Source organism: Marinobacter sp. F3R08 (assembly GCF_018860425.1).
Taxonomy (GTDB): domain Bacteria; phylum Pseudomonadota; class Gammaproteobacteria; order Pseudomonadales; family Oleiphilaceae; genus Marinobacter.
The window spans coordinates 119,075-141,196 of sequence record NZ_JAHKPI010000014.1; the positions used below are offsets into that span (position 1 = coordinate 119,075).

The following is a 22,122-nucleotide window of genomic DNA, read 5'->3' on the forward strand; positions in this document are numbered from 1 at the left end:
TATCGGATTGATCAGGGTCGATGGTCACACCGGTTCTACGCGATTTTCTGATAGCCCCCCGGGACCGAACTAACCAGGCCCTGCAGTTCAAGAAGCAACAGGGACTGCATGAGTTGGTCGGCAGGAAGACCCGTTGCTGAACTCAGTGCATCGGTTGATCGTGGATCATACCCTAAAGCCTCAAGGACCGCGATTTCCCGGCGCTCCATACCGGCCAGGGGATCGGTGCACCTGTGCTCAGGTTCCGGGGCAGAGGACGACTCCACGGTCCGCAGCGGGGACCACCAGGCGCCCAGTTCCTCGAGAATATCATCCACCGTTTCCACTAGACTGGCGCCCTGCTTGATCAGATGATGACAGCCCCGGGCAACCGGGCTGTACACCGAGCCAGGAATAGCGAATACTTCCCGTCCCTGTTCCAGCGCCATCCGGGCCGTGATCAGAGAACCACTGCGCAGACCGGCCTCCACCACCAATACTCCGCGGCTCAGACCACTGATGATCCGGTTGCGCTGGGGAAAATGCGCGGCTCTGGCAGGCGTACCCGGGGGATACTCGGAAATGATCAGCCCGTCGACCATGATTCTTGCGCCCAGGCGACGATGTTGGTGCGGATAAATGCGGTCGAGGCCACAGCCAATAACCGCCAGCGTTGGAAACCCTGCATCCAGCGCGCCCGCATGGGCGGCACCATCAACGCCCAGTGCCAGACCACTGCTTACCAACAACCCCCGGGCACTGAGTTCCGCGGCAAATCGTCGGGCATGATCCAGGCCTGCAGGCGTGGCTTTGCGACTGCCAATAATGCCAATCTGGTCACGAGCCAACAATTGCGGGTCACCAAGGGTATAGAGCACCAGGGGTGCATCATGGATATGCCGCAGCTGCTCCGGATAACCGGGATCCTCCCAGGTCAGAATACCGATGCCATGCCTCTGGCAGTCTTCCTGAATCCGCACGACATCACGAATGGCCGGATGGGAAGGATCCTGTTGTTGCCAGGCCTGGATCGCGGCAACGGCTTCGGCACTCATGGCCATGGCTCGCAAGGTGGCGGCATTCATCGAAAGCAATTGAGGCAGATCGGGGAACTCTGTCAGTAGCTCACGCCGGCGGGTACGGCCAATGGTGGGCACACGGGTCAGAAACAGCCATGGGGCTGTGGAAGAGGAAAACACGGCATCATCCTTGGATACAGCGAGGCCGGACCTTCCTGGTCCGGCCATTACATCTATCGGTTTTCAGTCAATCAGGGGTTGGTAACCTTGTCACCCACTGACAGCACACGGCTGGCTTGCAGCACCAGTCCGTAGCTCATTTTTTCATACGCCTGAAAGACCATCAGCAGCCCGGCACGCTCGGAGGGCAGCTCAATGGTCTCTCCGGTCACCGGATCGCGAACCATATTGCCGCTTTTCAGAACCGCCATCACGTTGCCGGCTTCCAGTCCTTCGCGGGTACCGCGGTTAATGGCAACCACATCAAACTGACCGATCTGGCTGACACCACCATCAACAGAGATCATCTGCCCTTCAATCTCCTCGCCGGGAGCACTGGGCACAAAGTTGGTGGTCAGACGGCGATCTTCGCTCACCAGAAGCCGGTCGCCTATGCGAACTTCTTCATTGGAGGTGGTCACGTTTACGGTCAGCACTTCACCGTCTTCCCGGGCCACGTCACCACGGGCAATACTCCGGGCTTCAAGACCGAGAAATTCGCCAGTGTCGGGATCGCGAAATTCCTGGCTGCGACGGAAGATACCCACCTTATCCGCAGGCTTCTCTCCGCGAGCGTAGAGCTTATCGCCGGCACCCGTGATAATCCGGCCATCTTCGCCCTCCAGCACGTAGGGGGCATCATTGACCTCTTCCGGGCTGACAATACGCGTGTCCGTGAGGAAGCTGCCAATGGCATCCAGCGGAATGGCCGGAATCGGCGTATCAATGGGCTCAGAGCGAACCTTCGGTGACAGCTTCACGACACCGTTGCTGCCGACCTTGGTAACTCGGGGTTTACCGTCAATATAAACCAGGGCAAGGCGATCACCGGGATAAATCAGGTGAGGGTTGGCGACCTGCGGGTTTACATGCCATATTTCCGGCCAATACCAGGGATCATTCAGAAAACGGCCCGAAATATCCCATAGCGTGTCACCCTTCACAACGGTGTAACGCTCAGGGTGGTCGGACCGCAGCTCCGGTGCAGCATGGGCCCAGGAGGTTATAAGCAGCGTAGTTGCTGCCAGAGCGTACAGCAGTTTCCTCATTGTGTAAGTCCTTGATCGCGTGCCTTGATTCTTTGCATTCTGTTGGGATGCAGTCAGTTACCTGCAGCTTATTACGTTGTTATTCCAGTTACTATAGAAGAAGTCTCGCAAATTGTGATGTTATCTTTTGTTCTTCCAGTAAATTCTATCCCACTGTTGAAAGATTTTAACTATTGACTGATCAGTTTGTACTCAATCAACGAATTGTTGGATAATACACCTCTTAACTGTTACACGCTCTCCAGCCGTTGAAAGCTGGGGCCTTGCCCCGATAATAGTAGGGCAAGGGCGAAAATTTGCGCAGTACGCTGTCGCATTTCGGAGATCAGTTTCACACTGTTACAAAGAACAGCAACGTCAAAAAAAGATGCCCGCACTTTTGTAGGGGCATCCCGACATACAGGCGAAAAGACCGTACTATGATACTAGAGATTCTCGAATACCCCGATCCCCGCCTGCGCACCATTGCCAAACCGGTAGACCAGGTGACAGACGCTGATCGCAAGCTGATCGACGACATGTTCGAGACCATGTACGATGCGCCTGGCATTGGCCTTGCGGCTACCCAGGTGAATGTTCACAAACAGATCATTGTCATGGATCTGTCTGAGGACAAGAGCGAACCGCGGGTTTTCATCAACCCCGAAGTAGAAGTACTGGATGGTGAACAGGAAGCCATGCAGGAAGGCTGTCTGTCGGTACCCGGATTCTACGAAGACGTCGAACGGATCGAACATTGCCTGATCCGGGCACTGGACCGGGACGGAAAAGCGTTCGAACTTGAGGCCCGCGGCCTGCTGGCTGTCTGCATTCAGCATGAGATGGATCACTTGAACGGCAAGCTGTTCGTTGACTACCTCAGCTCGCTCAAGCGTAATCGCATTCGCAAAAAGCTGGAAAAACAGCATAAAAAGAGTGCCTGATCAGGCTGCAGACGAGCAGATATACCAGACACTACTTCGGACCGGGTCATGACCCGGTCTTTTCGTATACAACGGAACAGAGATCACAACACCGTGCGACTTGTTTTTGCTGGCACCCCAGATTTTGCAGCGACCGCGCTCAAAGCCATGATTGCAGCGGGCCACACCATTGTTGGCGTCTATTCTCAGCCAGACCGTCCCGCCGGCCGCGGCCGAAAGCTGCAGCCCAGCCCGGTCAAACAGGTAGCTCTGGATCACGGCATCGCAGTCTTCCAGCCCGAAACACTGAAAACGTCTGAAGCTCAGCAGCAGCTTGCGGACCTGAACCCGGACGTGATGGTTGTAGCAGCCTATGGCCTGATCCTGCCGAAGGCTGTGCTGGAGATTCCGACCCACGGCTGCCTGAACATCCATGCCTCCCTGTTGCCGCGCTGGCGCGGTGCCGCGCCTATCCAGCGGGCCATTGCCGCAGGCGATACAGAAACCGGAATCACCATCATGCAGATGGACGAAGGCCTCGACACCGGAGCCATGCTGCTGAAATCCCTGACTGCCATCGAAGACAGTGACACAGGAGGTAGCCTCCACGACCGCCTGGCCGGGCTCGGAGGTAAAGCAATCACCAAGGCTTTGGAACTTCTCCACAAAGGGGAGCTCTGTGGCGAACCGCAGAACGATGATCTTGCCTGCTACGCCAGCAAACTGAGCAAAACCGAAGGCCATATTGACTGGTCTGCAGATGCCACCAGCATTGAGCGGCTGGTTCGGGCCTTCAACCCCTGGCCCGGCACCTACACCGATCTGGGCGACCAGCGCATCCGGATCCACGAGAGCCGGGCCCTGGTTGCTGACAGCAACGCCCCCGCCGGCACTGTGGTGCAGAGAAACCGTGAAGGGATAGACATCGCCTGTGGCAACGGAACCCTGCGCATTACCCGTCTACAACTTCCAGGATCCCGTGCCCAGAGCGTGAACGACCTGATCAACGGCGGCAAGGAACTGCTTCTGCCCGAGCAGGAGCTACGCTGACATGGGCGATCGACAACAACCCATGCGGGCAATCGCCGCTGACGTCATGCTGGCGGTGGAGAATGGCCAGTCGCTGTCCCAATGTCTGCCGCCCGCCCTGAACCGACTGCCTCCCAATGAGCGGCCCGAACTTCAGGCGCTCTGCTATGGCACGTGCCGCTGGTTCCACCGGCTGGACAGCGAACTCAATGGCCGGCTTAAAAAACCATTGCGCAAACCGGACCGCATTATCCATCACCTGATGCTGGTCGCCCTGTTTCAGCTACGCTTCAGTCAGCAAGCCACTTACGCCGTACTCAACGAAACCGTCGAAGCCTGCCGGGCCCTGGACAAACCCCATCTGACCGGGTTGGTGAATGGTGTTCTCAGAGCAGCAGAACGGGGCGGGGCGCCGGAATCGGCAGACGATTCCGCCCGGTTCAGTCATCCGGAGTGGATGCTGGAAAAGCTCCGTCACAACTGGCCGGAAGACTGGCAACACATTCTGCAGGCCAACAACGCTCAGGCTCCAATGACCCTCAGGGTGAACGCCCGGCGATTCAGCCGGGATGAGTATCTGGGGCTGTTGGCAGACGCCGGTATCGAAGCCGCAGCCACTCGTTTCGCACCCTATGGGATTCAACTGGCCAGCCCGGTTCCAGTCGACCGGCTGCCCTGGTTCGCCGATGGCGCCGTCAGTGTCCAGGACGAAGCTGCGCAGCTCTGCACCACCATGATGGATCTGGCTCCGGGCCAGCGTGTATTGGATGCCTGCGCGGCTCCGGGGGGCAAAACCTGTGCAATTCTGGAAGCCTGTGGCGAGCTGGCGGAAGTCGTCGCCATTGACGAATCCGCTGATCGCCTGCCCCGCGTTCAGGAAAACCTGGATCGCCTGGATCTCAATGCCACCCTGAAACAGGCAGATGCCGCTGCCACCGATCAATGGTGGGACGGACAGGCATTCGATCGCATTCTGCTGGATGTTCCCTGCAGCGCCAGCGGTGTCATCCGCCGCCACCCGGATATCAAGTTGTTGCGCCGTGAATCTGACATTACCCCGCTGGCTGCCATACAGCTCGGGTTGCTGGACGCCATGTGGGCTATCCTGAAACCGGGGGGCCGACTGGTCTATGCCACCTGCTCGGTGTTCCCCCAGGAAAACCACCGTATAATTCAGCGGTTCTGCAAACAGCAGACCGATGCCATCCTTGTTGAGCCCGAGGCTCAGTGGGGACGCAATATGGGTGCGGGGCGACAATTGCTCCCCGATCCGGACAGCCATGACGGCTTCTTCTATGCCGTGCTGGAGAAACCCGAACCATGAAGATCCTGATTCTCGGTGCCGGCCAGGTCGGCGGTACGCTCGCTGAAAACCTGGCTAACGAAGCCAACGACATCACTATCATCGACAGCGATAGTGCCCGATTGCGGGAGTTGCAGGATCGGCTCGACATACGCACTGTCCAGGGTGCCGCCTCCTATCCAACCGCTCTCCGGCAGGCCGGGGCCGAAGACGCCGACATGCTGATTGCCGTCACGAACAGCGACGAAACCAACATGGTGGCCTGCCAGGTGGCCAAACTGCTGTACAAGACACCCACCACCATCTGCCGGGTACGAGCCAGCGCCTATCTGGCAAAATCCGAGCTGTTTTACCAACGGGACAAGACCAAAGATCTCGACAGCCTGCGGGGCTTTCCCATCGATGTTCTGATCAGCCCGGAACACCTGGTAACGAAGCATATTACCCGACTGATCGAGAATCCCGGTGCCCTGCAGGTGCTGGAATTCTCCAAGGGCATGACCCGCCTGGTGGCCATCCGGGCTACCAAGGGCGGCCCCCTTGTCGGGCACGAGTTATCGTACTTGCGCACCCACATGCCCAAGATCGATACCCGGGTAGCTGCCATTTTCCGGAAGGACCGCGCCATCATGCCGGAGGGCGATACGGTCATTGAGGATGGTGATGAAGTCTTTTTTATCGCCGCCGGTGATCACATCAAGTCGGTCATGAGCGAATTACAGCCGCTGGTCAAACCCTACAAGCGTATCTTTATTTGCGGTGGCGGCAATATTGGTCAGCGACTGGCTCACACCCTGGAGAACCGCTACCAGGTAAAACTGCTGGAGCAGGACCACGAACGCTGCGTCATGCTCTCGGAAAAATTACGGAAAACCGTGGTGCTGGAAGGCAACGCGGCGAATAAAGAAATTCTGCTGGAAGAAAGTATCGAGAACACCGATGTATTCTGCGCAGTGACTAACGACGATGAGGCCAACATCATGGCCTCATTACTGGCCAAACGCCTCGGTGCCCGCAAGGTACTGACCCTGATCAACAATCCGGACTACGTGGATCTGATCCAGGGCGGTGATATCGATGTAGCCATCTCTCCCCAGCAAACCACCATCGGCAGTCTGCTGACCCACGTTCGCAGAGGCGATGTTGTAAACGTTCATTCACTGCGCAGAGGCGCGGCCGAGGCAATAGAGGCCATTGCTCATGGCGATCACAGGTCTTCCAAGGTGGTCGGTAAACGGCTGGATGAGATCCACCTGCCGGAGGGCACTACCATCGGAGCCATCGTCCGGCGCAACGAAGTGCTTATCGCGCACGATCATCTGCGCGTCCAGCCGGACGACCACGTCATCCTGTTCCTGGTGGACAAAACCCGGATCCGGGATGTGGAAAAACTGTTCCAGGTAGGTCTTACCTTCTTCTGACTTAGAAATACACAGACAGCAAGCGTATAATGCGCCTTTTTTCGGAGCGCCTCGAAGGATAACCCGGGCGCCACACACAGACTGATCAGCAGGCAACCGTCGTGACAGACAAGGCAACGAAACAGACAACTCCGGATATCGGGACCTTCCAGGGCCTGATCCTGGCTCTGCAGAACTTCTGGGCGCAGCATGGCTGCGTAGTCCTCCAGCCACTGGATATGGAGGTGGGTGCAGGCACCTTCCATCCGGCCACATTCCTGCGGGCTATCGGGCCGGAAACCTGGAATGCCGCCTATGTCCAGCCCAGCCGTCGACCGACTGACGGGCGTTACGGTGAAAACCCCAACCGTCTTCAGCATTATTACCAGTTCCAGGTGGTACTGAAGCCGTCCCCGGACAACATTCAGGAACTGTACCTGGACTCTCTTCGGGCTCTGGGCCTGGACCCGCTGGTACATGACATCCGCTTCGTTGAAGATAACTGGGAATCCCCCACCCTGGGTGCCTGGGGTCTGGGCTGGGAAATCTGGCTGAATGGCATGGAAGTCACCCAGTTCACCTATTTCCAGCAGGTGGGTGGTCTGGAATGCTACCCGGTCACCGGCGAACTTACCTATGGGCTGGAACGCATCGCCATGTACCTGCAAGGCGTCGACAGTGTTTACGATCTGGTCTGGACCGAGGGCCCCGACGGGGTTGTTACCTACGGGGACGTTTTCCATCAGAACGAAGTCGAACAGTCCACCTACAACTTTGAACACGCAGATACCGAGTTCCTGTTCCACAGCTTTGACGTCTACGAACGGGAAAGTGCCCGTCTGATCGACGCCGGCCTGCCACTGCCAGCCTATGAACAGGTTCTGAAAGCCTCCCACACCTTCAACCTGCTGGATGCCCGTCATGCCATCTCGGTAACCGAGCGTCAGCGTTTTATCCTTCGGGTTCGTACCCTGGCTCGCGCCGTCGCCCAGGCCTACTTCGACAGCCGTCGTTCACTGGGCTTCCCGCTGGCGCCAGAGGCCTTGCGCAAGGAAGTCCTGGCCGCCGCTGAGGCCGCCGACGACAAGGCGAAGAGTAAGAAGGGCAAAAAAGCGAAGAAGGCACAGCAGGAACAGGGGAACGCATAATCATGGCAACACAGGATTTTCTGGTCGAACTGGGCACTGAAGAACTGCCCCCCAAGGCCCTCAAGCCACTGTCTGATGCCTTCACCCAGGGTATTTCCCGGGGTCTGGAGGAAGCGGGAATCACGTTCGGCAAGGTCGAGACCTTTGCCGCGCCCCGTCGTCTCGCCGTCCGTATCCGCGACCTGGCGGATGCCCAGCCAGACAAATCGGTGGAAAAGCGCGGGCCTGCTGTCAAGGCGGCCTTCGACGATGCCGGCAATCCAACCCGGGCGCTCACGGGCTTTGCGACCTCCCTCGGCGTAACCCCGGACCAACTCGATACTCTGGAAACCGACAAGGGTGCCTGGGTGGTTTACCGCACGGTAGAGCAGGGCAAGCCAACCGTAGAACTGATGCCGGAACTGGTCGAACAGTCCCTGGCCGGCCTTCCCATTCCCAAGCGCATGCGCTGGGGTGCCCACCGGACCGAATTTGTCCGGCCCGTGCACTGGCTGGTGCTGCTGTACGGCAACAAGGTCATTGATGCCCCGATTATGGGCCTGACGCCAGGCAACAAGACCCGCGGCCACCGCTTCCATTGCCCGAAATCCCTGATCGTACCGACACCCAACGATTACGAAGTGGTCCTCAAACAGGAAGGCTACGTGATTGCAGATTTCGCCGAGCGCCGGGAACAGATCCGTGCCGGCGTGACCGAACTGGCCGAGAAGGAGGCCGGTGGCAAGGCAGTGATTGATGAAGACCTGCTGGACGAAGTGACTGCCCTGAACGAGTGGCCGGTGCCTTTGATGGGGCGCTTCGAGGAACGGTTCCTCGAGGTTCCGGCCGAAGCGCTGATTTCCTCCATGAAGGAACACCAGAAATACTTCCACGTGGTAGCCGCCGATGGCGCAATGCTGCCCCTGTTCATTACCGTGGCCAACATCGAGAGCAAAGACCCCGCCCAGGTGGTGTCCGGTAACGAGAAAGTGATCCGGCCCCGCCTGTCTGACGCTGCGTTCTTCTACGAAACCGATCGGAAAACCAGGCTCGAAGACCGCATTGACGCCCTCAAACCCATCGTGTTCCAGGAGAAGTTGGGCAGCATCTACGACAAATCCGTGCGCGTTGCTGCCCTGGCTCAGAAAATTGCCGATGCCATCGGCAGTGACCCGGCCCAGGCCGAGCGCGCCGCCATGCTGGCGAAGACCGATCTGGTGACTGAAATGGTACTGGAGTTCACCGATCTCCAGGGCATCATGGGTCAATACTACGCCACTAACGATGGCGAGCCGCAAGACGTGGCCAAGGCGCTGAATGAGCAATACATGCCCCGTTTCGCCGGCGATGATTTGCCCACCACGCTGACCGGCTGCGCCATTGCCATAGCAGACCGCCTGGACTCCCTGGTCGGCCTGTTCGGCATCAACCAGCCACCGTCCGGTACCCGTGATCCGTTCGCCCTGCGCCGTGCCTCTCTGGGGGTGCTGCGCATTATCATTGAACGGCAGCTACCCCTGGATCTGCAGACCTGTTGCGAATGGGCGGAACAGAACTTCACGGTGCTGACCGAGCAGAACACAGCCACCACCGTGGTGGATTATATGCTGGAGCGCTTCCGGGCTCATTACGACGAGCAGGGCATCGGCGCTGAGGTTTACCTGGCAGTTCATGCCCGTCGGCCCACCCGTCCGCTCGACTTCGACCGTCGGGTGAAGGCCGTGGAAGCTTTCCGCCAGCTGCCGCAAGCCCAGGCCCTGGCAGGCGCCAACAAGCGCGTCTCCAACATCCTGACCAAACAGGGCGGTGACAGCATCGGAGAAACCGTCGATGCCAGCCTGCTGCAGGACGCAGCGGAAAAAGTCCTGGCCGAACAGGTCGACCAGCAGTCGGCCAAGGTTCTTCCGCTATTCGACCAGGGCGATTACGCCGAGGCCTTAACCTCACTGGCCAGTCTGCGGGAACCCGTGGATAACTTCTTCGATGAGGTCATGGTGATGGCCGATGACGAGACCATCCGCAACAACCGCCTGGCGCTTCTCAACAGGCTGCGGAATCTGTTCCTGCGCGTTGCGGATATCTCGTTGTTGCCCACCGCGGGCTAACGATGCTGATCATCCTCGACCGGGACGGAGTCATCAACCAATACGAAGGCAATTACATCTGCTCAGCCGAGGAATGGCACCCCATTCCCGGCAGCGTAGACGCGGTGGCCCGGCTCTGTAATGCCGGCCACCGTATTGCCATCGCAACCAACCAGTCCGGCATCGCCCGCGGTTACTACGACACCGATGAACTCGACGCCATGCATCAAAAGCTGGAACACCTGGTAGAAGCCCAGGGCGGCTGCATCGACTTCATCGCCTATTGCCCCCACCATCCCGACGATCAGTGCAACTGCCGCAAACCACTGACCGGCCTGCTGGATCAGATTCAACAGCATTTTCATCTGACCAGCCTTGAAGGCGCCATCATGGTCGGCGATAGCCGCAAAGATCTGGAGGCGGGTCATGCCTCGGGATGCCAACCGGTGCTGGTCAGAACCGGCAACGGCCATGATACCGAACGCCATCTCGATGCCCGCCCGATACCCGGCGCCGATGTCAGCATTTACGATACTCTCAGCAAATTTACGGATGCCCTTTTAACCGCGGAGGGCTGGTAAAACCAAAGCGAATCCGTATAATACCGGCCGTTGATCGGCGTGTGGCGCAGCTTGGTAGCGCACTTCGTTCGGGACGAAGGGGTCGCAGGTTCGAATCCTGCCACGCCGACCACTTTCCCGTCTGGTATTTTCCCTCTTTGTTCATCCGTTGTGCGTTATAAGCCTTCCAGGGACACACCATCCCGGCATCAGGCAACAGCTTCCGCATCAAAAAACTGTCGCAGAAACGCCGGAATCTCATCTGGCGGAATCGGTCGGCTCAAATGGTAGCCCTGGGCAATATCACATCCGGCAACCTTCAGGTGCACCAGCTGCTCGCGGGTTTCGACACCTTCAGCGACAACCTTGATGTTCATGCGATTGGCCAGAATGATGGTGGAGGACACGATCGGACTGTCGTCGTGCCTGTTGCATATTTTCGCAATCAGGCTCCGGTCAATCTTCAGTTTGTCCACCGGCACCGCTTCCAGATGAGCAAACCCGGAATAACCTGTGCCAAAATCATCCAGGCTGAGTTTCACCCCGGCCGCCTTCAGTGAATGCAGGCTGTCGACGGCGTTGGCGTCCAACATCGCGGTTTCGGTAATTTCCAGTTCCAGCTGATCCGTTTCAAGGCCTTGCCCTGCGATCAATTCAAGCACCTGCTGACAGAATCCAGGCTGGGCCAGCTGAATCGGCGAGACGTTCACGGCAACCGGCTTTACACCCCCGCCTTCGCTCTCCCAAGCTGCAATCTGCTCGCAGGCGAGCCGCAAGACTTCCATTCCCAGCGGAATAACAAAGCCACTGTTCTCAGCCATTGGAATGAACCGATCCGGAAACAACAGGCCGAACTCCGGATGCTGCCAGCGCACCAGCGCTTCATAACCAATCACCTCCATGGAGTCCAGGCAAACCTGGGGCTGGTAATGCAGGACGAACTCCCGGTTGCGCAAGCCATCGGCAAAGGATTGCTCGAGGTGAAACGCCTCCACGTCCTTAAGATTAAGTGACTGGTCGAAGAAACGGTACTGGCCCCGTCCGGCCTTCTTGGCGGAGTACATGGCCGCATCTGCGCAACAAAGCAGATTCTCAGCGGTCTGACCGTCTCTGGGGCATATTGCAATTCCAATGCTGGGGCTGCTGTTCAGTTCGATACCATTGAGTTCATAAGGGGCAGACAAGTGACTGGTAACGCCGGCCGCCCACTGTTCAATGTCGCTTTCCGTGCGATTACCCGCCAGAAGAACAACGAACTCATCACCTCCAAACCGTGCAGCGACATCTTCAGGCCCCAGTAAACGCTGGATTCTGCCCGCGACTGCCTGAAGCAAGAGATCCCCTACCTGATGCCCCAACGAATCATTAATCGATTTAAAGCGGTCAAGATCAATAAACAAAAAGGCCGACAGCCGTCGCTTGCGTCGCTGTTCGTCGAGAGCATCCGAAGCAATATCAAGAAATTGCCGGCGGTTGTAGAGGCCACTGAGGTGGTCAATCGCTGCGGCTCTGCTGCTTCGGGCATGCTCGCCCTCCAGCCGCTCAATCAGTTGTTGATTCCTTTGCTCCGATTGCTGAAGCGCATACATGATCAACTGTTGTTGTTTCAGCGCCCGGAACAGCCAGAGCACAATGACAATGATCAGCAACGTCATCAGCAGGTTTAGCGCCAGTTGTTTATGCTGATCGCTGTGCAGCGAGGGCAACAGCATGGGTTCCCCGCTACTGATTCCCCCGGACAGCGCTGGCTGGGCGTTGGGCGCCCAGATAAAAACAACCATCAATGCGCCCAGCACCAACATGGCTATCTGGACACCATTGAAGAAAAAGGCGGGCTTTTGCTTCATTAACGTTACCCTGACGGAGTGGCAATTGTAGCCGTGATTTACAAGCCGTCCGCTGGCAACTCCCTGGTTTGACTCAAAAGGGAGAGAAAATCCGTTGATTTTCATAACGCCCTCAACGCTAAACGCCGATAGTGACAGTCCGATGACAACGCCCACCCCTGAAGATTACGATCCCACACCCGTGCCTTACACCAGGTTGCAGAACAAAACACGAATGTATGGAAAGCCGCGGGAATAGCTGTATTCTGGGTACACAGCAATATTTCCTCCATGTCCGGGAAAGGACCTTCCACACTACCCAGAAACTCATTTCTTCTACTGACCTCATGGGCAAGATCCAGCATGGCAACCAGGCCTTTGTGGACCTCAGCGGTTTCAGCTATGAAGAACTGATCGGGCAGATGAGAAGACTGCGGCAGCCGGTGCCGGCCTCAAGCCGATGCTTGACTCAAAGCAAACACTGAAAGACATTGCCGGCAACAAACAATCTGGCCAAAGGTGAAAAATCCACCCATAGTGTGAGAGAAATGGAGCACATTGCCCGTGAGCTTCACGAATTGGTTGTGAGGTTCAAATAACCGCTATAGCGTCCCCGGAGAATGGGTTCATGACAAACTCCAGTATTGAAAAACGCAGGTTGGCGGCACTTGAGCGACTGGGCATTCTGGACACACCGCCCGAGGAACGCTTCGAGCGGCTTACGCGAATTGCTCGGCACCATTATCGTGTAAAAACCGCGCTCTTCTCTATCCTTGACCAGAATCGGCAATGGTTCAAATCTCGTCAGGGCCTGGAGGTAACAGAAACACCCCGGTCTATTGCCTTCTGCGATAGCACGATCCAGCAAGACCAGATCCTGCTGGTGGAAGACGCTACGAAAGATCCGCGTTTCCGGAAGAGTCCATTGGTAACGGGCGAGCCTCACATTCGCTTTTACGCCGGCATGCCCGTGCGTGAGCCCGGTGGCTTCAAGATCGGCACGCTCTGCATCATTGATGACGCTCCCCGGCAATTCAGTGAACTTGATCTTGATGTTCTTCGCAGCCTCGCCAGCATCATTGAGGATGAGCTTGAACGCGCCTATATGACATCGTCCAGGAACGAACTGGTTCCGGTATCACACCTGAGCCGCTCCATTCATCGGGCGCAGAATGTCTTCCTGACCAGTGACAACGAACGCGCTGCCTTTGAGCTCGTGCTCAGTGACCTGCTATCACTGACCGGAAGTCAGTTCGGTTTCATTGGTGAGGTGATGTACCGGAAGGATCAGACGCCATACCTCAAAATCGGGGCGATCACCAACATCGCCTGGAGTCCGGAAACCCAGGCGCTATATCAGGAGGTGGAACGTCGGGGGCTGGTGTTTGATCGGCTCGACAATCTCCTGGGTAAACCCATTGCAACCGGAGAGGTCATTGTCTCGAACGACCTGAGTTCCGACCCGCGAAGCGGTGGACTGCCCGAAGGTCACCCCCCCATTAACGCCTATATTGGCATTCCGGTGTTTTCCGGTGGCACACAGACCGGGCTGATCGGTTTGGCCAATCGCCAGGACGGGTATCAGAGCTCATTGGCACAGGAGCTTGAACCGCTGACACAAACGGTTGGCAACCTGATCGAACGCAAAAAGCTTTACCAGGAAAAGCGAGACCATCAGAAAAGTCTTGAGCAGGCCGCAAATTACGACGATCTGACCGGCCTGCCGAATCGACGCAGACTCACAGAGCTGTTTGAACAAGAGCTTTTTGAAGCGAATCAACGAAAAGGCGTTGTTTCAGTCTGTTTTATCGATCTTGATGGCTTCAAGAGAATCAATGATGAGCATGGTCACGCGGTCGGCGATGCTGTGCTCAAATCCGTAGCCACCACTCTGATGGAGAGCGTGAGAGCCCACGATGTGGTGGCGCGGCTTGGTGGCGATGAGTTTGTTGCTATCTTGCGGGACTGCGAGGACGAACGGATCTACGCCAGATTGCTGGAGAGCATTCGCCAGCCCATCACTTACAGGCATCATGTTTTACAGGTATCCGGAAGCATGGGCGTCACCATCTATCCGGATGATGATGCCGATGCCGATCTGTTGCTTCGCCATGCGGACCAGGCCATGTACGCTGCCAAGGAAGCTGGAAAGAACAACTTCACCCTGTTTGATCTGGATTCCCACTTCTCAAGAAAGGAACGAATCAGGGTCATCGAACAGATTGACGATGCCATCAGACATCAGGCCCTGGAGCTTTACTATCAGCCCAAAATCAATTTTGCCACGCACACAGTGGAAGGTTTTGAAGCTCTCCTCCGCTGGAACCATCCAGACGAAGGCCTGCTCAGTCCTGCACAGTTTCTTGAGCATATTGAATACACCGAATACGCCTACAAAGTGGGTAACTTTGTCCTTCGGGAGGCTGTAAACCTGTTACAGGAATTCAACAGACAAGAGCTCCCATACACCCTCAGCATCAACCTGAGCCCTTCCCATTTTCTGGGGCAGGGATTCCGGGATGATCTGGCATACGTACTCAGGGACTGTTCCGCAGACGTTCGATCCCGGCTCATACTGGAGGTACTCGAAACCACCGCTCTGGATGATACCGAACGGGTTTTTGAGAACCTTCGAACCTGCAGAGATCTGGGCGTGGCTGTGTCTCTGGATGATTTTGGTACGGGCTACTCCTCACTGGATCTGTTCCGGAGACTGGCTGCCCAGGAAATCAAGATCGACCGGTCGTTCGTAACGGACATGCTGGACAACCCGGACAGCGCCATGATCGTCAGTGCGATCATCAGCCTGTCCAAAAGCTTCCGTCGACGTCTGGTTGCCGAGGGTATTGAGTCGGCCTCGGTAGAGGCTGAACTCATAAAACTGGGTTGTGATGTGGGGCAGGGGTTTTTCTACAGTAAACCAATGCCCTTGCACCAGGCCCTGGAATGGGCGCAAAGTTTTGACTGGAGAAAGCGGGAACAGCGCGAGTGGGTAATTTAAACGTGCACGATAAAGTGATGGATCATGGAACTGACACCGGAAATCCGGCTGAAAGCCATTCTTGAAGGTACCGGCGCAGGGACCTGGGAATGGAATATCGACACCGGAGAAGTCATCTATAATGAGCGCTGGGCGACGATGCTGGGGTACAGCCTGGAAGAGCTCGCGCCCTTGTCTTTCAAGACCTGGGAGGATCTTTGTCATCCCGAAGACCTCGAGCCAGCAAGGGCCGCACTGGCCCGTTATCTGAGCGGAAAGGCTGAAAAATTTGAATGCGTGAACCGCATGCTCCACAAATCCGGCGACTGGCGCCATATCCATTCCAGGGGCATGCTGCTGACAGATGAAGACGGCGTAGATACCGGTTGGCTCATGGGAACCCACCTGGATGTCACAACCGAGATGGCATTCAGGCACCAGATGGAGCAGTTTTCATCCTCTCTACCGGGCATCATCTACAGCTTTGTTCTTGAACCTGATGGCCACTACCACTTCCCCTATCTCAGCGATAAAACCCGTGAGTTTTACGGGACCTCGGCCGAAGAGGGCATTCGGAATGCGGAAGAAATTTTCAACAAGGTGCACCCCGACGACATCGAGATGTTGAAGGAAAGCATTACTGTTTCCGCTCAAACACTGGAAGACTGGGTTTGCGAATACCGGGTTCTGATCGATGGCAAGGTCAGCTGGGTCCGGGGGGTATCAACACCCGAAAAAGACGTTGATGGCACGGTAACCTGGCACGGCATGCTGACCAATATCGACCGGCAGAAAGACCTTGAGCTGGAGCTGGAAAAGCTCTCAATTACCGACGAATTGACCGGCCTGTACAATCGGCGTTTCATGCTTCGTAAACTGGAAGAATCGGTTACAGAGAGCGAGCGCTATGGGGACACCTTCTCACTGATCTCCCTGGATATCGATTTCTTCAAGGAAATCAACGATTCCTACGGCCATCCGACCGGGGATGAAGTCCTGAAACGATTCGCCCATATCATTGAATCCCGGACCCGAAAATCCGATATCGTCGCCCGGACCGGGGGAGAAGAATTTATTATCTTCATGCCCAAAACCGGGTTGACCGAAGCAGAGCAAGTCGCCGAATCCCTGCGCATTGCCCTGCAAACAGAAGACTTCGTCAACGACGAGGGCACCCTTTTCAACATCACTTTCAGTGCGGGGGTTGTCAATTGGCCGCCGCAAAAAACCCATTCGATGTCCGTCCGTGATCTGCTCTCAGACTGCGACCGATCACTGTATACTGCCAAACGATCGGGACGTAACCGGGTCGTGGTGAACAGCAACGGGCAATGATCCCGAAAGGCGGTTCAACGTATTCGTTAAACCCGAAACAACAATCAACGGAGAAAGAACATGATCGGATACGTCACCCTGGGTGTCAGCGATATGGAAAAAGCCAAAACCTTCTATGCTGAACTCTTGAGCGATATGGGCGCCAAACTGCTTCTGGATATGGGCCGCATCGCATTTATCGGTAAAAGCATGAGCGCTCCCATGCTCGCGATTTGCGTTCCCTTCAACGAGGAACCCAACCATCCAGGGAATGGCAATATGGTGGCGATTCCGGCAGGCACAAAAGACGCGGTAGATGCACACTACCGTAAAGCCATCGAGTTGGGAGCAACCTGCGACGGCGAACCGGGACAGCGTATTCCAGACCAGTTCTACGGCGCCTATGTGAAAGATCCTGACGGCAACAAGCTTGCCTTTTTCGTTTTCGGCTAAGAAAACTCAGGCCATCAGACGGACAAGTGCCTTCGGAACAACAGCATGGCGGAGGTGAAAAAGACCCCGCCAATCCCTATCAAAGTCAGCATTTGTGGCCATACCACGTCAATCCCCGCGCCACGGTATAGAATGGCCTGGGCCATGCTGACAAAATGCGTGGTGGGCGCTGCCAGCATGATGTTCTGCACCAGCTCGGGCATGCTCTCCCGCGGAGTGATACCGCCGGACAGGAGCTGCAGAGGCAGAATGGTGAGAATCAGCAAAAGGCCAAACTGAGGCATGGTTCGGGCCACGGTGCCTATCAGGATTCCGATGGCGGTGGTCGAGAACAGATGTATCAGGGCCCCCAGCAGGAACAACCAGACAGAGCCGGCGATCGGAACCTGCAACCATCCCTGGATCACCAGAGTGATCGACATGGCAGCCACCAGCAAGACCACCAGACCATTCGCCCAGACTTTCGAGGCCATAATATCGAACGGCCGCAGGGGCATAACCATCAGATGTTCAATGGTCCCGTGCTCCCGCTCCCGGATCAGCGCCGCACCGGTCAGAATAATGCTGATAAGCGTCACCTGGGTAATCAGTTCCATTACACCACCAAACCAGGTGCCATCCAGATTGGGGTTGAAACTGACGCGACTGACCAGTTCCAGTGACAGGCCCTCCGATGAGCTGCCGGATTCCAGAAATTCCGCGACTTCATTCATCGCGAAGCTCTCGATGTAGCCAGTGCCAATAAATGCCTGACTCATACGCGTCGCGTCGATGTTCAGTTGCAAGCTGACCTGCTGCCCCTGGCGCACGTCGCGCTCGAAACCCTCCGGAATGACCAGGGCAAAGGTATGGCTACCGTTATCAAGTAATGCGTCGATCTGGTCATACCGCACGATATCCGGCGGAAGAAACCAGGGCTGTTGAAGGGCATTGATAACTCGCCCGGACAGGACGGTCTGATCCTCATCCACCACCGCAATCGGCGCATTGTGAAGCTCCATGGAACCAGCAGAGCCTGCGGTGTAGATCATCAGCGTGAAGGCCAGAAAGACAAACACCATCAGAATCTTATCCTGCCAGAGACTGCGCAGCTCCTTTATACCCAGATGCCAGATGTTCTGTAAGGATTCCATGATCAGCGCCCCTGTTTCCTGAGCAATGCCACCGCCATGAGCGTTAACACCGGTATAAACGCGGTGAGCGCCAGGAATGCGCCCTGCATGTCGGCAAGGGTCAGGCCCTTGGTAAATACGCCCCGACTGATCTGGAGGAACCAGGTGGCCGGCCAGGCGGGACCAATCAGCGCGCCCGCTCCGCTCAACGAAGACACCGGCTCAGTGAGGCCCGAAAACTGCACCGTGGGAAGTATGGTAAGAATGGCCGTCGCAGCCAGTGCAGCAATCTGGGTAGAAGCAAAGGTAGAGATCACCTGTCCGAGCGCCGTAGTCGCCGTCACAAACAGGAGCGCACCGAGCGTCAGTGTCAGAACGCCGCCCTTGATGGGGACATCAAAAACAAAGACGGCCAGCAGCACAAGACTGATGAAACTCACCATGCTGAATGCTATGTAGGGAAGCTGCTTGCCCAGCAGGAATTCCAGCCGGGTCACCGGGGTGACATACAGATTGGTGATCGATCCCAGCTCCTTCTCCCTGACAATTCCCAGAGCCATCAGAATGGCTGGAATGAAGATCAGCAGGATCGGAATCACTGCCGGCACCATGGCGTCAAGACTTCGGAAATCCTGGTTGTAACGGTAGCGATCTTCCAGCGTCACCAGACTCAGGGTAGGCGTCTCTCCCCAGGTGCGTTGTGCCAGTTCTTTCAAATAACTGATGTGGAGACCCTGAACATAACCGAGAATCGTCTCACCCCTGAATGGCATTGCCCCATCCACCCATACCGCCAACTCGGTGTTACGACCCCGTTTCAGATCCTTCCCGAAGCCCGATGGGATCTCGATGGCTACGCTGATCTCACCCGAGCGCATTCGTTGTTCCAGCTCATCCGCATCCTTGATCGGTGGCCGCTCCAGAAAATACCTGGAGCCGGAGAATGCATTGATGTAATCCCGGCTCTGGGGTGTCTGATCCCGATCCAGCACGGCAAACGACAGGTCCTCCACGTCCATCGTGATACCGTAGCCCAGTATGAGCATCAGCAGGGCCGAGCCGATGAACGCAAACGCCATCCGAATCGGATCCCGTAGCAGCTCCCGGGCTTCGCGCCGGCCATAAGCCAGGAGCCTCTGCACACTGAAGGTCTTATGACGGCCATGCCCCTCATCAGTCTGCATCACCCGGCCATCGGTCCGGTTCTCCGGTTCCCGGTCGACTGCCTCCAGAGTTTTCATGAACGCGCCTTCCAGATTCTCGGTGCCGGTATCCAGCGCCAGATTCGCCGGACTGTCACAGGCCAGCACTTCCCCCGCATGCATCAGTGAAATGCGATCACAGCGCTCGCCTTCGTTCATGAAATGGGTGGAAATAAAGATGGTCACATCGTCTTCCCGGGATAACCGTATCAACAGCTGCCAGAATCGGTTTCGAGCGCCCGGATCTACTCCGGAGGTGGGCTCATCCAGGATCAGCAGTTCCGGCTCGTGAACCACAGCAACAGCAAGAGACAGACGCTGCCGAACGCCCAATGGCAGAGCGCTCGACCGTTGATCCAGCACCTCTTCGAGGCCGAACTCATGGGTGAGGGTATCAATCCGGGACGTTATCTTGTCCGCCGGCAAATGAAACAGGCGGCCATGCAGCTCCAGATTCTGGCGCACGGTCAGTTCGCCATACAGGGAAAAGGCCTGGGACATATAACCCACCTTCCGGCGGGTCGCCATGTCGTTGGCGTCCAGTGTCTCACCAAACAGTTCCACCTGGCCTTCCGTAGGCGTAAGCAGGCCGGTAAGCATTTTCATGGTGGTGGTTTTGCCACAGCCGTTGGAGCCCAGGAAACCGAAAATCTCACCTTTAGGAATATCAAAGCTGACGTTCCTGACGGCTGTAAAATTGCCAAACTTCAAAGTCAGATTTTTCGCCACGATGGCCGCAGAGCGGCTATCGGAGACTTCTGGCACAAGATCGGCTGATACCGGTGTGCCCAGCTCCGCTTCCTGGCGACTGTCCGGAAGCAGGGCGACAAACGCATCATCAAGGTTGTCAGTTCCGGTCAGCTGATGCAGTTCTGCCGGAGACCCCGTGGCCAGTACCTTGCCGGAATCCATAGCGACCAGCCAATCGTAACGTTCGGCTTCTTCCATGTAAGCTGTGGCAACCAGGACACTCATATCACGGCTCTGCTGACGGATCGTATCGATCAGATCCCAGAAGCGCTTACGGGAGAGCGGATCAACGCCGGTCGTGGGCTCGTCCAGAATCAGCAATTCCGGGCTATGGATCAGCGCACAGCACAGCCCCAGCTTCTGTTTCATGCCACCGGACAATTTACCGGCAGGGCGATCCCGGAATTCCAGCAGGCCGGTGGCCTCCAGCAGTCGGTCAATCTGTTGTTCCCTAAGAGCTCCGGAGAGGCCGAACAGGTCGGCAAAGAAGCCAATATTCTCATCGACAGTCAAGGTGTGATAGAGGTTGCCGCCCAGCCCCTGGGGCATGTAGGCAATACGGGGCGCCACTCGGTTGCGAAACCCCTGGTTTGCCATATCGCCTCCCAGGACCTGCAGGCTGCCATCCTGTAACTGGCGAGCGCCGGCAAGCAGGCCAAGCAGCGTGGATTTTCCCACGCCGTCCGGACCGATCAGCCCCACCATGCAACCTGCCGGAAGATCCAGCGTAATATCGCAGAGCGCGGCGGTGTCCCCATAGTAGTGGCTGATCTGCTGCAACCGGGCCACAGTCTCAGTCATTGGGCAGGCTCACCATCAAACTATCGGGCCAGGATTGGCTTTCATCCAGCTTAATGTAGGCTTCCCCGGGCACACCGGTTTTGACGCGGTCGCGGTAGGCTTCAAGGAGATCCGGATCAATGCGTATTCGCACCCGGAACATCAGCTTCTCCCGCTCGCTTCGGGTTTCCACTGACTTGGGCGTGAACTGGGCTTCGGCGGCGACAAAACTCACCTCGGCGGGCACGACGAAGTCCGGCAGGGCATCGAGGATAATGCGCGCCTCAGATCCAACCCTGACCTTGCCAGCCTGAGCCGTAGGCAAAAATATGGTCATGTAGACGTCGGTGACATCCAGCACCGTCGCCACCTTGCCGCCTGCCGCCAGCACTTCCCCCGGCTCGGAAAGCCGATACAGAACACGACCACCGACGGGTGTTACCAGAAGGCTGTCATCAATATTGGTCTGAATACGGCGTTTGCTGGCTTCTGCGGCTTCAATACCCGCGTCGGCTGACGAAACCTGTACACGCGCAGCCTGCAGGGCTGCATCGCCTGTTTCCGAGGCGGTTCGGGCACGGTCCAATTGTTCCTGAGAGGCATGCCCCCGGTCCGCCAGCAATTCAATCCGGGCCAGTTCCGCCTGCGCATAACGCCGTTCACTTTCCCGTTGAGCCACCGTTGCTTCGGCAAGTTTGCGTCCCTGCTCCGCCTGATGCAGGTTAGCCTCGGCTGACGCCAGACTGGCCTGCAACTCGTCAGTGTCCATCGTCGCTATCAGGGCACCGGCCTCAACCATGTCGCCCTCCCGTACGTCAAAAGACTCCAGGCGACCGGGTATTCGGGTGGCGATATCCACCTCTGTAGCCTCAATCCGACCATTACCGAAGGCAATGTGTTCGGGAAGAGTATTGTCGCCGGGCATCAGATACCAGACAGCCGCCGCGATCACGCCGAGCACTGCCAGGACACCTGCCGTCCGGATCACCTTGTTATTGCCTGACTGGGCCATGGTGCATCCTTGATAGAAATGA

The 22,122-nt window shown here is 56.9% G+C and carries 16 protein-coding genes, 1 tRNA gene and 1 pseudogene; 12 read left to right on the top strand and 6 right to left on the bottom strand.

Annotated features, from left to right (window positions below):
- Window positions 1-35: 35 nt before the first annotated feature.
- Both dprA and KO499_RS03690 read right to left on the bottom strand, forming a co-directional pair.
- Window positions 36-1,178, bottom strand: coding sequence for a DNA-processing protein DprA (dprA, locus tag KO499_RS03685; RefSeq protein WP_323133316.1), 1,143 nt, complete (start codon window positions 1,176-1,178; stop codon window positions 36-38).
- Window positions 1,179-1,249: 71 nt separating this feature from the next.
- Window positions 1,250-2,266 carry a LysM peptidoglycan-binding domain-containing protein gene (locus KO499_RS03690; RefSeq protein WP_215982363.1) on the bottom strand — a complete coding sequence of 339 codons (1,017 nt, stop codon included), beginning with the start codon at window positions 2,264-2,266 and terminating at the stop codon, window positions 1,250-1,252.
- 419 nt (window positions 2,267-2,685) lie between these two features.
- Here KO499_RS03690 and def point away from each other — a divergent pair, with 419 nt between their 5' ends.
- The 8 genes from def (at window position 2,686) to KO499_RS03730 (ending at window position 10,804) form a co-directional block, all read left to right on the top strand.
- On the top strand, window positions 2,686-3,189 hold the full coding sequence (gene def, locus KO499_RS03695; RefSeq protein WP_215982364.1) for a peptide deformylase: 504 nt from the start codon (window positions 2,686-2,688) through the stop codon (window positions 3,187-3,189).
- 93 nt (window positions 3,190-3,282) lie between these two features.
- Window positions 3,283-4,218 (top strand): methionyl-tRNA formyltransferase, encoded by a 936-nt coding sequence (fmt, locus tag KO499_RS03700; RefSeq protein ID WP_215983373.1) that lies wholly within the window; start codon window positions 3,283-3,285, stop codon window positions 4,216-4,218.
- A gap of 1 nt (window position 4,219) precedes the next feature.
- On the top strand, window positions 4,220-5,521 hold the full coding sequence (gene rsmB / locus KO499_RS03705) for a 16S rRNA (cytosine(967)-C(5))-methyltransferase RsmB (RefSeq protein WP_215982365.1): 1,302 nt from the start codon (window positions 4,220-4,222) through the stop codon (window positions 5,519-5,521).
- The gene (trkA, locus tag KO499_RS03710; RefSeq protein WP_215982366.1) at window positions 5,518-6,921 is read left to right on the top strand and encodes a Trk system potassium transporter TrkA; all 1,404 of its coding nucleotides are present in this window, start codon (window positions 5,518-5,520) and stop codon (window positions 6,919-6,921) included. Before rsmB ends, trkA begins: the two co-directional genes overlap by 4 nt.
- 101 nt (window positions 6,922-7,022) lie before the next feature.
- Window positions 7,023-8,048: a glycine--tRNA ligase subunit alpha gene (glyQ, locus tag KO499_RS03715; protein WP_215982367.1), complete on the top strand. Its 1,026-nt coding sequence runs from the start codon at window positions 7,023-7,025 to the stop codon at window positions 8,046-8,048.
- Between the two features lie 2 nt (window positions 8,049-8,050).
- Window positions 8,051-10,132 carry a glycine--tRNA ligase subunit beta gene (gene glyS, locus KO499_RS03720; RefSeq protein WP_215982368.1) on the top strand — a complete coding sequence of 694 codons (2,082 nt, stop codon included), beginning with the start codon at window positions 8,051-8,053 and terminating at the stop codon, window positions 10,130-10,132.
- 2 nt (window positions 10,133-10,134) lie between these two features.
- Entirely contained in the window at window positions 10,135-10,692 is a 558-nt protein-coding gene (gene gmhB / locus KO499_RS03725) for a D-glycero-beta-D-manno-heptose 1,7-bisphosphate 7-phosphatase (RefSeq protein WP_215982369.1), read from the top strand.
- A gap of 35 nt (window positions 10,693-10,727) precedes the next feature.
- A tRNA-Pro gene (locus tag KO499_RS03730) sits at window positions 10,728-10,804 on the top strand.
- Between the two features lie 76 nt (window positions 10,805-10,880).
- On the opposite strand, the pseudogene KO499_RS03735 reads toward KO499_RS03730, so the two are convergent.
- Window positions 10,881-12,350, bottom strand: a pseudogene (locus KO499_RS03735) (putative bifunctional diguanylate cyclase/phosphodiesterase); the annotation flags it as partial.
- A gap of 386 nt (window positions 12,351-12,736) precedes the next feature.
- Between KO499_RS03735 and KO499_RS03740 the strand changes: the two are divergent.
- The 4 genes from KO499_RS03740 to KO499_RS03755 all read left to right on the top strand — a co-directional run bounded on the left by KO499_RS03740 (window position 12,737) and on the right by KO499_RS03755 (window position 17,244).
- Window positions 12,737-12,982, top strand: a complete 246-nt coding sequence (locus tag KO499_RS03740) for a PAS domain S-box protein (protein ID WP_215982371.1) — start codon at window positions 12,737-12,739, stop codon at window positions 12,980-12,982.
- A 143-nt stretch (window positions 12,983-13,125) separates the two neighbouring features.
- Window positions 13,126-15,498 (top strand): EAL domain-containing protein, encoded by a 2,373-nt coding sequence (locus tag KO499_RS03745; RefSeq protein WP_215982372.1) that lies wholly within the window; start codon window positions 13,126-13,128, stop codon window positions 15,496-15,498.
- 24 nt (window positions 15,499-15,522) lie between these two features.
- Window positions 15,523-16,812 (top strand): sensor domain-containing diguanylate cyclase, encoded by a 1,290-nt coding sequence (locus KO499_RS03750; RefSeq protein WP_215982373.1) that lies wholly within the window; start codon window positions 15,523-15,525, stop codon window positions 16,810-16,812.
- A 60-nt stretch (window positions 16,813-16,872) separates the two neighbouring features.
- Complete coding sequence (locus KO499_RS03755) at window positions 16,873-17,244, top strand: VOC family protein (protein ID WP_215982374.1); 372 nt, start codon at window positions 16,873-16,875, stop codon at window positions 17,242-17,244.
- Window positions 17,245-17,258: 14 nt separating this feature from the next.
- Here KO499_RS03755 and KO499_RS03760 read toward each other — a convergent pair whose 3' ends face one another.
- Genes KO499_RS03760 through KO499_RS03770 form a run of 3 tightly spaced genes read right to left on the bottom strand, consistent with a single transcriptional unit; the run spans window position 17,259 to window position 22,100 of the window.
- The gene (locus KO499_RS03760) at window positions 17,259-18,377 is read right to left on the bottom strand and encodes an ABC transporter permease (RefSeq protein ID WP_215982375.1); all 1,119 of its coding nucleotides are present in this window, start codon (window positions 18,375-18,377) and stop codon (window positions 17,259-17,261) included.
- A 2-nt stretch (window positions 18,378-18,379) separates the two neighbouring features.
- Window positions 18,380-21,109 (bottom strand): ribosome-associated ATPase/putative transporter RbbA, encoded by a 2,730-nt coding sequence (rbbA, locus tag KO499_RS03765; protein WP_215982376.1) that lies wholly within the window; start codon window positions 21,107-21,109, stop codon window positions 18,380-18,382.
- Window positions 21,102-22,100, bottom strand: coding sequence for an HlyD family secretion protein (locus tag KO499_RS03770; RefSeq protein WP_215982377.1), 999 nt, complete (start codon window positions 22,098-22,100; stop codon window positions 21,102-21,104). Before KO499_RS03770 ends, rbbA begins: the two co-directional genes overlap by 8 nt.
- Window positions 22,101-22,122 lie beyond the last annotated feature (22 nt).

Excerpts from the sequence above, each read along its gene's own strand:
- KO499_RS03690 (WP_215982363.1), bottom strand. The coding sequence starts at position 2,266 with ATGAGGAAACTGCTGTACGCTCTGGCAGCAACTACGCTGCTTATAACC.
- def (WP_215982364.1), top strand. The coding sequence starts at position 2,686 with ATGATACTAGAGATTCTCGAATACCCCGATCCCCGCCTGCGCACCATT.
- rsmB (WP_215982365.1), top strand. The coding sequence starts at position 4,220 with ATGGGCGATCGACAACAACCCATGCGGGCAATCGCCGCTGACGTCATG.
- trkA (WP_215982366.1), top strand. The coding sequence starts at position 5,518 with ATGAAGATCCTGATTCTCGGTGCCGGCCAGGTCGGCGGTACGCTCGCT.
- glyS (WP_215982368.1), top strand. The coding sequence starts at position 8,051 with ATGGCAACACAGGATTTTCTGGTCGAACTGGGCACTGAAGAACTGCCC.
- gmhB (WP_215982369.1), top strand. The coding sequence starts at position 10,135 with ATGCTGATCATCCTCGACCGGGACGGAGTCATCAACCAATACGAAGGC.
- KO499_RS03740 (WP_215982371.1), top strand. The coding sequence starts at position 12,737 with ATGGAAAGCCGCGGGAATAGCTGTATTCTGGGTACACAGCAATATTTC.
- KO499_RS03745 (WP_215982372.1), top strand. The coding sequence starts at position 13,126 with ATGACAAACTCCAGTATTGAAAAACGCAGGTTGGCGGCACTTGAGCGA.
- KO499_RS03750 (WP_215982373.1), top strand. The coding sequence starts at position 15,523 with ATGGAACTGACACCGGAAATCCGGCTGAAAGCCATTCTTGAAGGTACC.
- KO499_RS03755 (WP_215982374.1), top strand. The coding sequence starts at position 16,873 with ATGATCGGATACGTCACCCTGGGTGTCAGCGATATGGAAAAAGCCAAA.
- KO499_RS03760 (WP_215982375.1), bottom strand. The coding sequence starts at position 18,377 with ATGGAATCCTTACAGAACATCTGGCATCTGGGTATAAAGGAGCTGCGC.
- rbbA (WP_215982376.1), bottom strand. The coding sequence starts at position 21,109 with ATGACTGAGACTGTGGCCCGGTTGCAGCAGATCAGCCACTACTATGGG.
- KO499_RS03770 (WP_215982377.1), bottom strand. The coding sequence starts at position 22,100 with ATGGCCCAGTCAGGCAATAACAAGGTGATCCGGACGGCAGGTGTCCTG.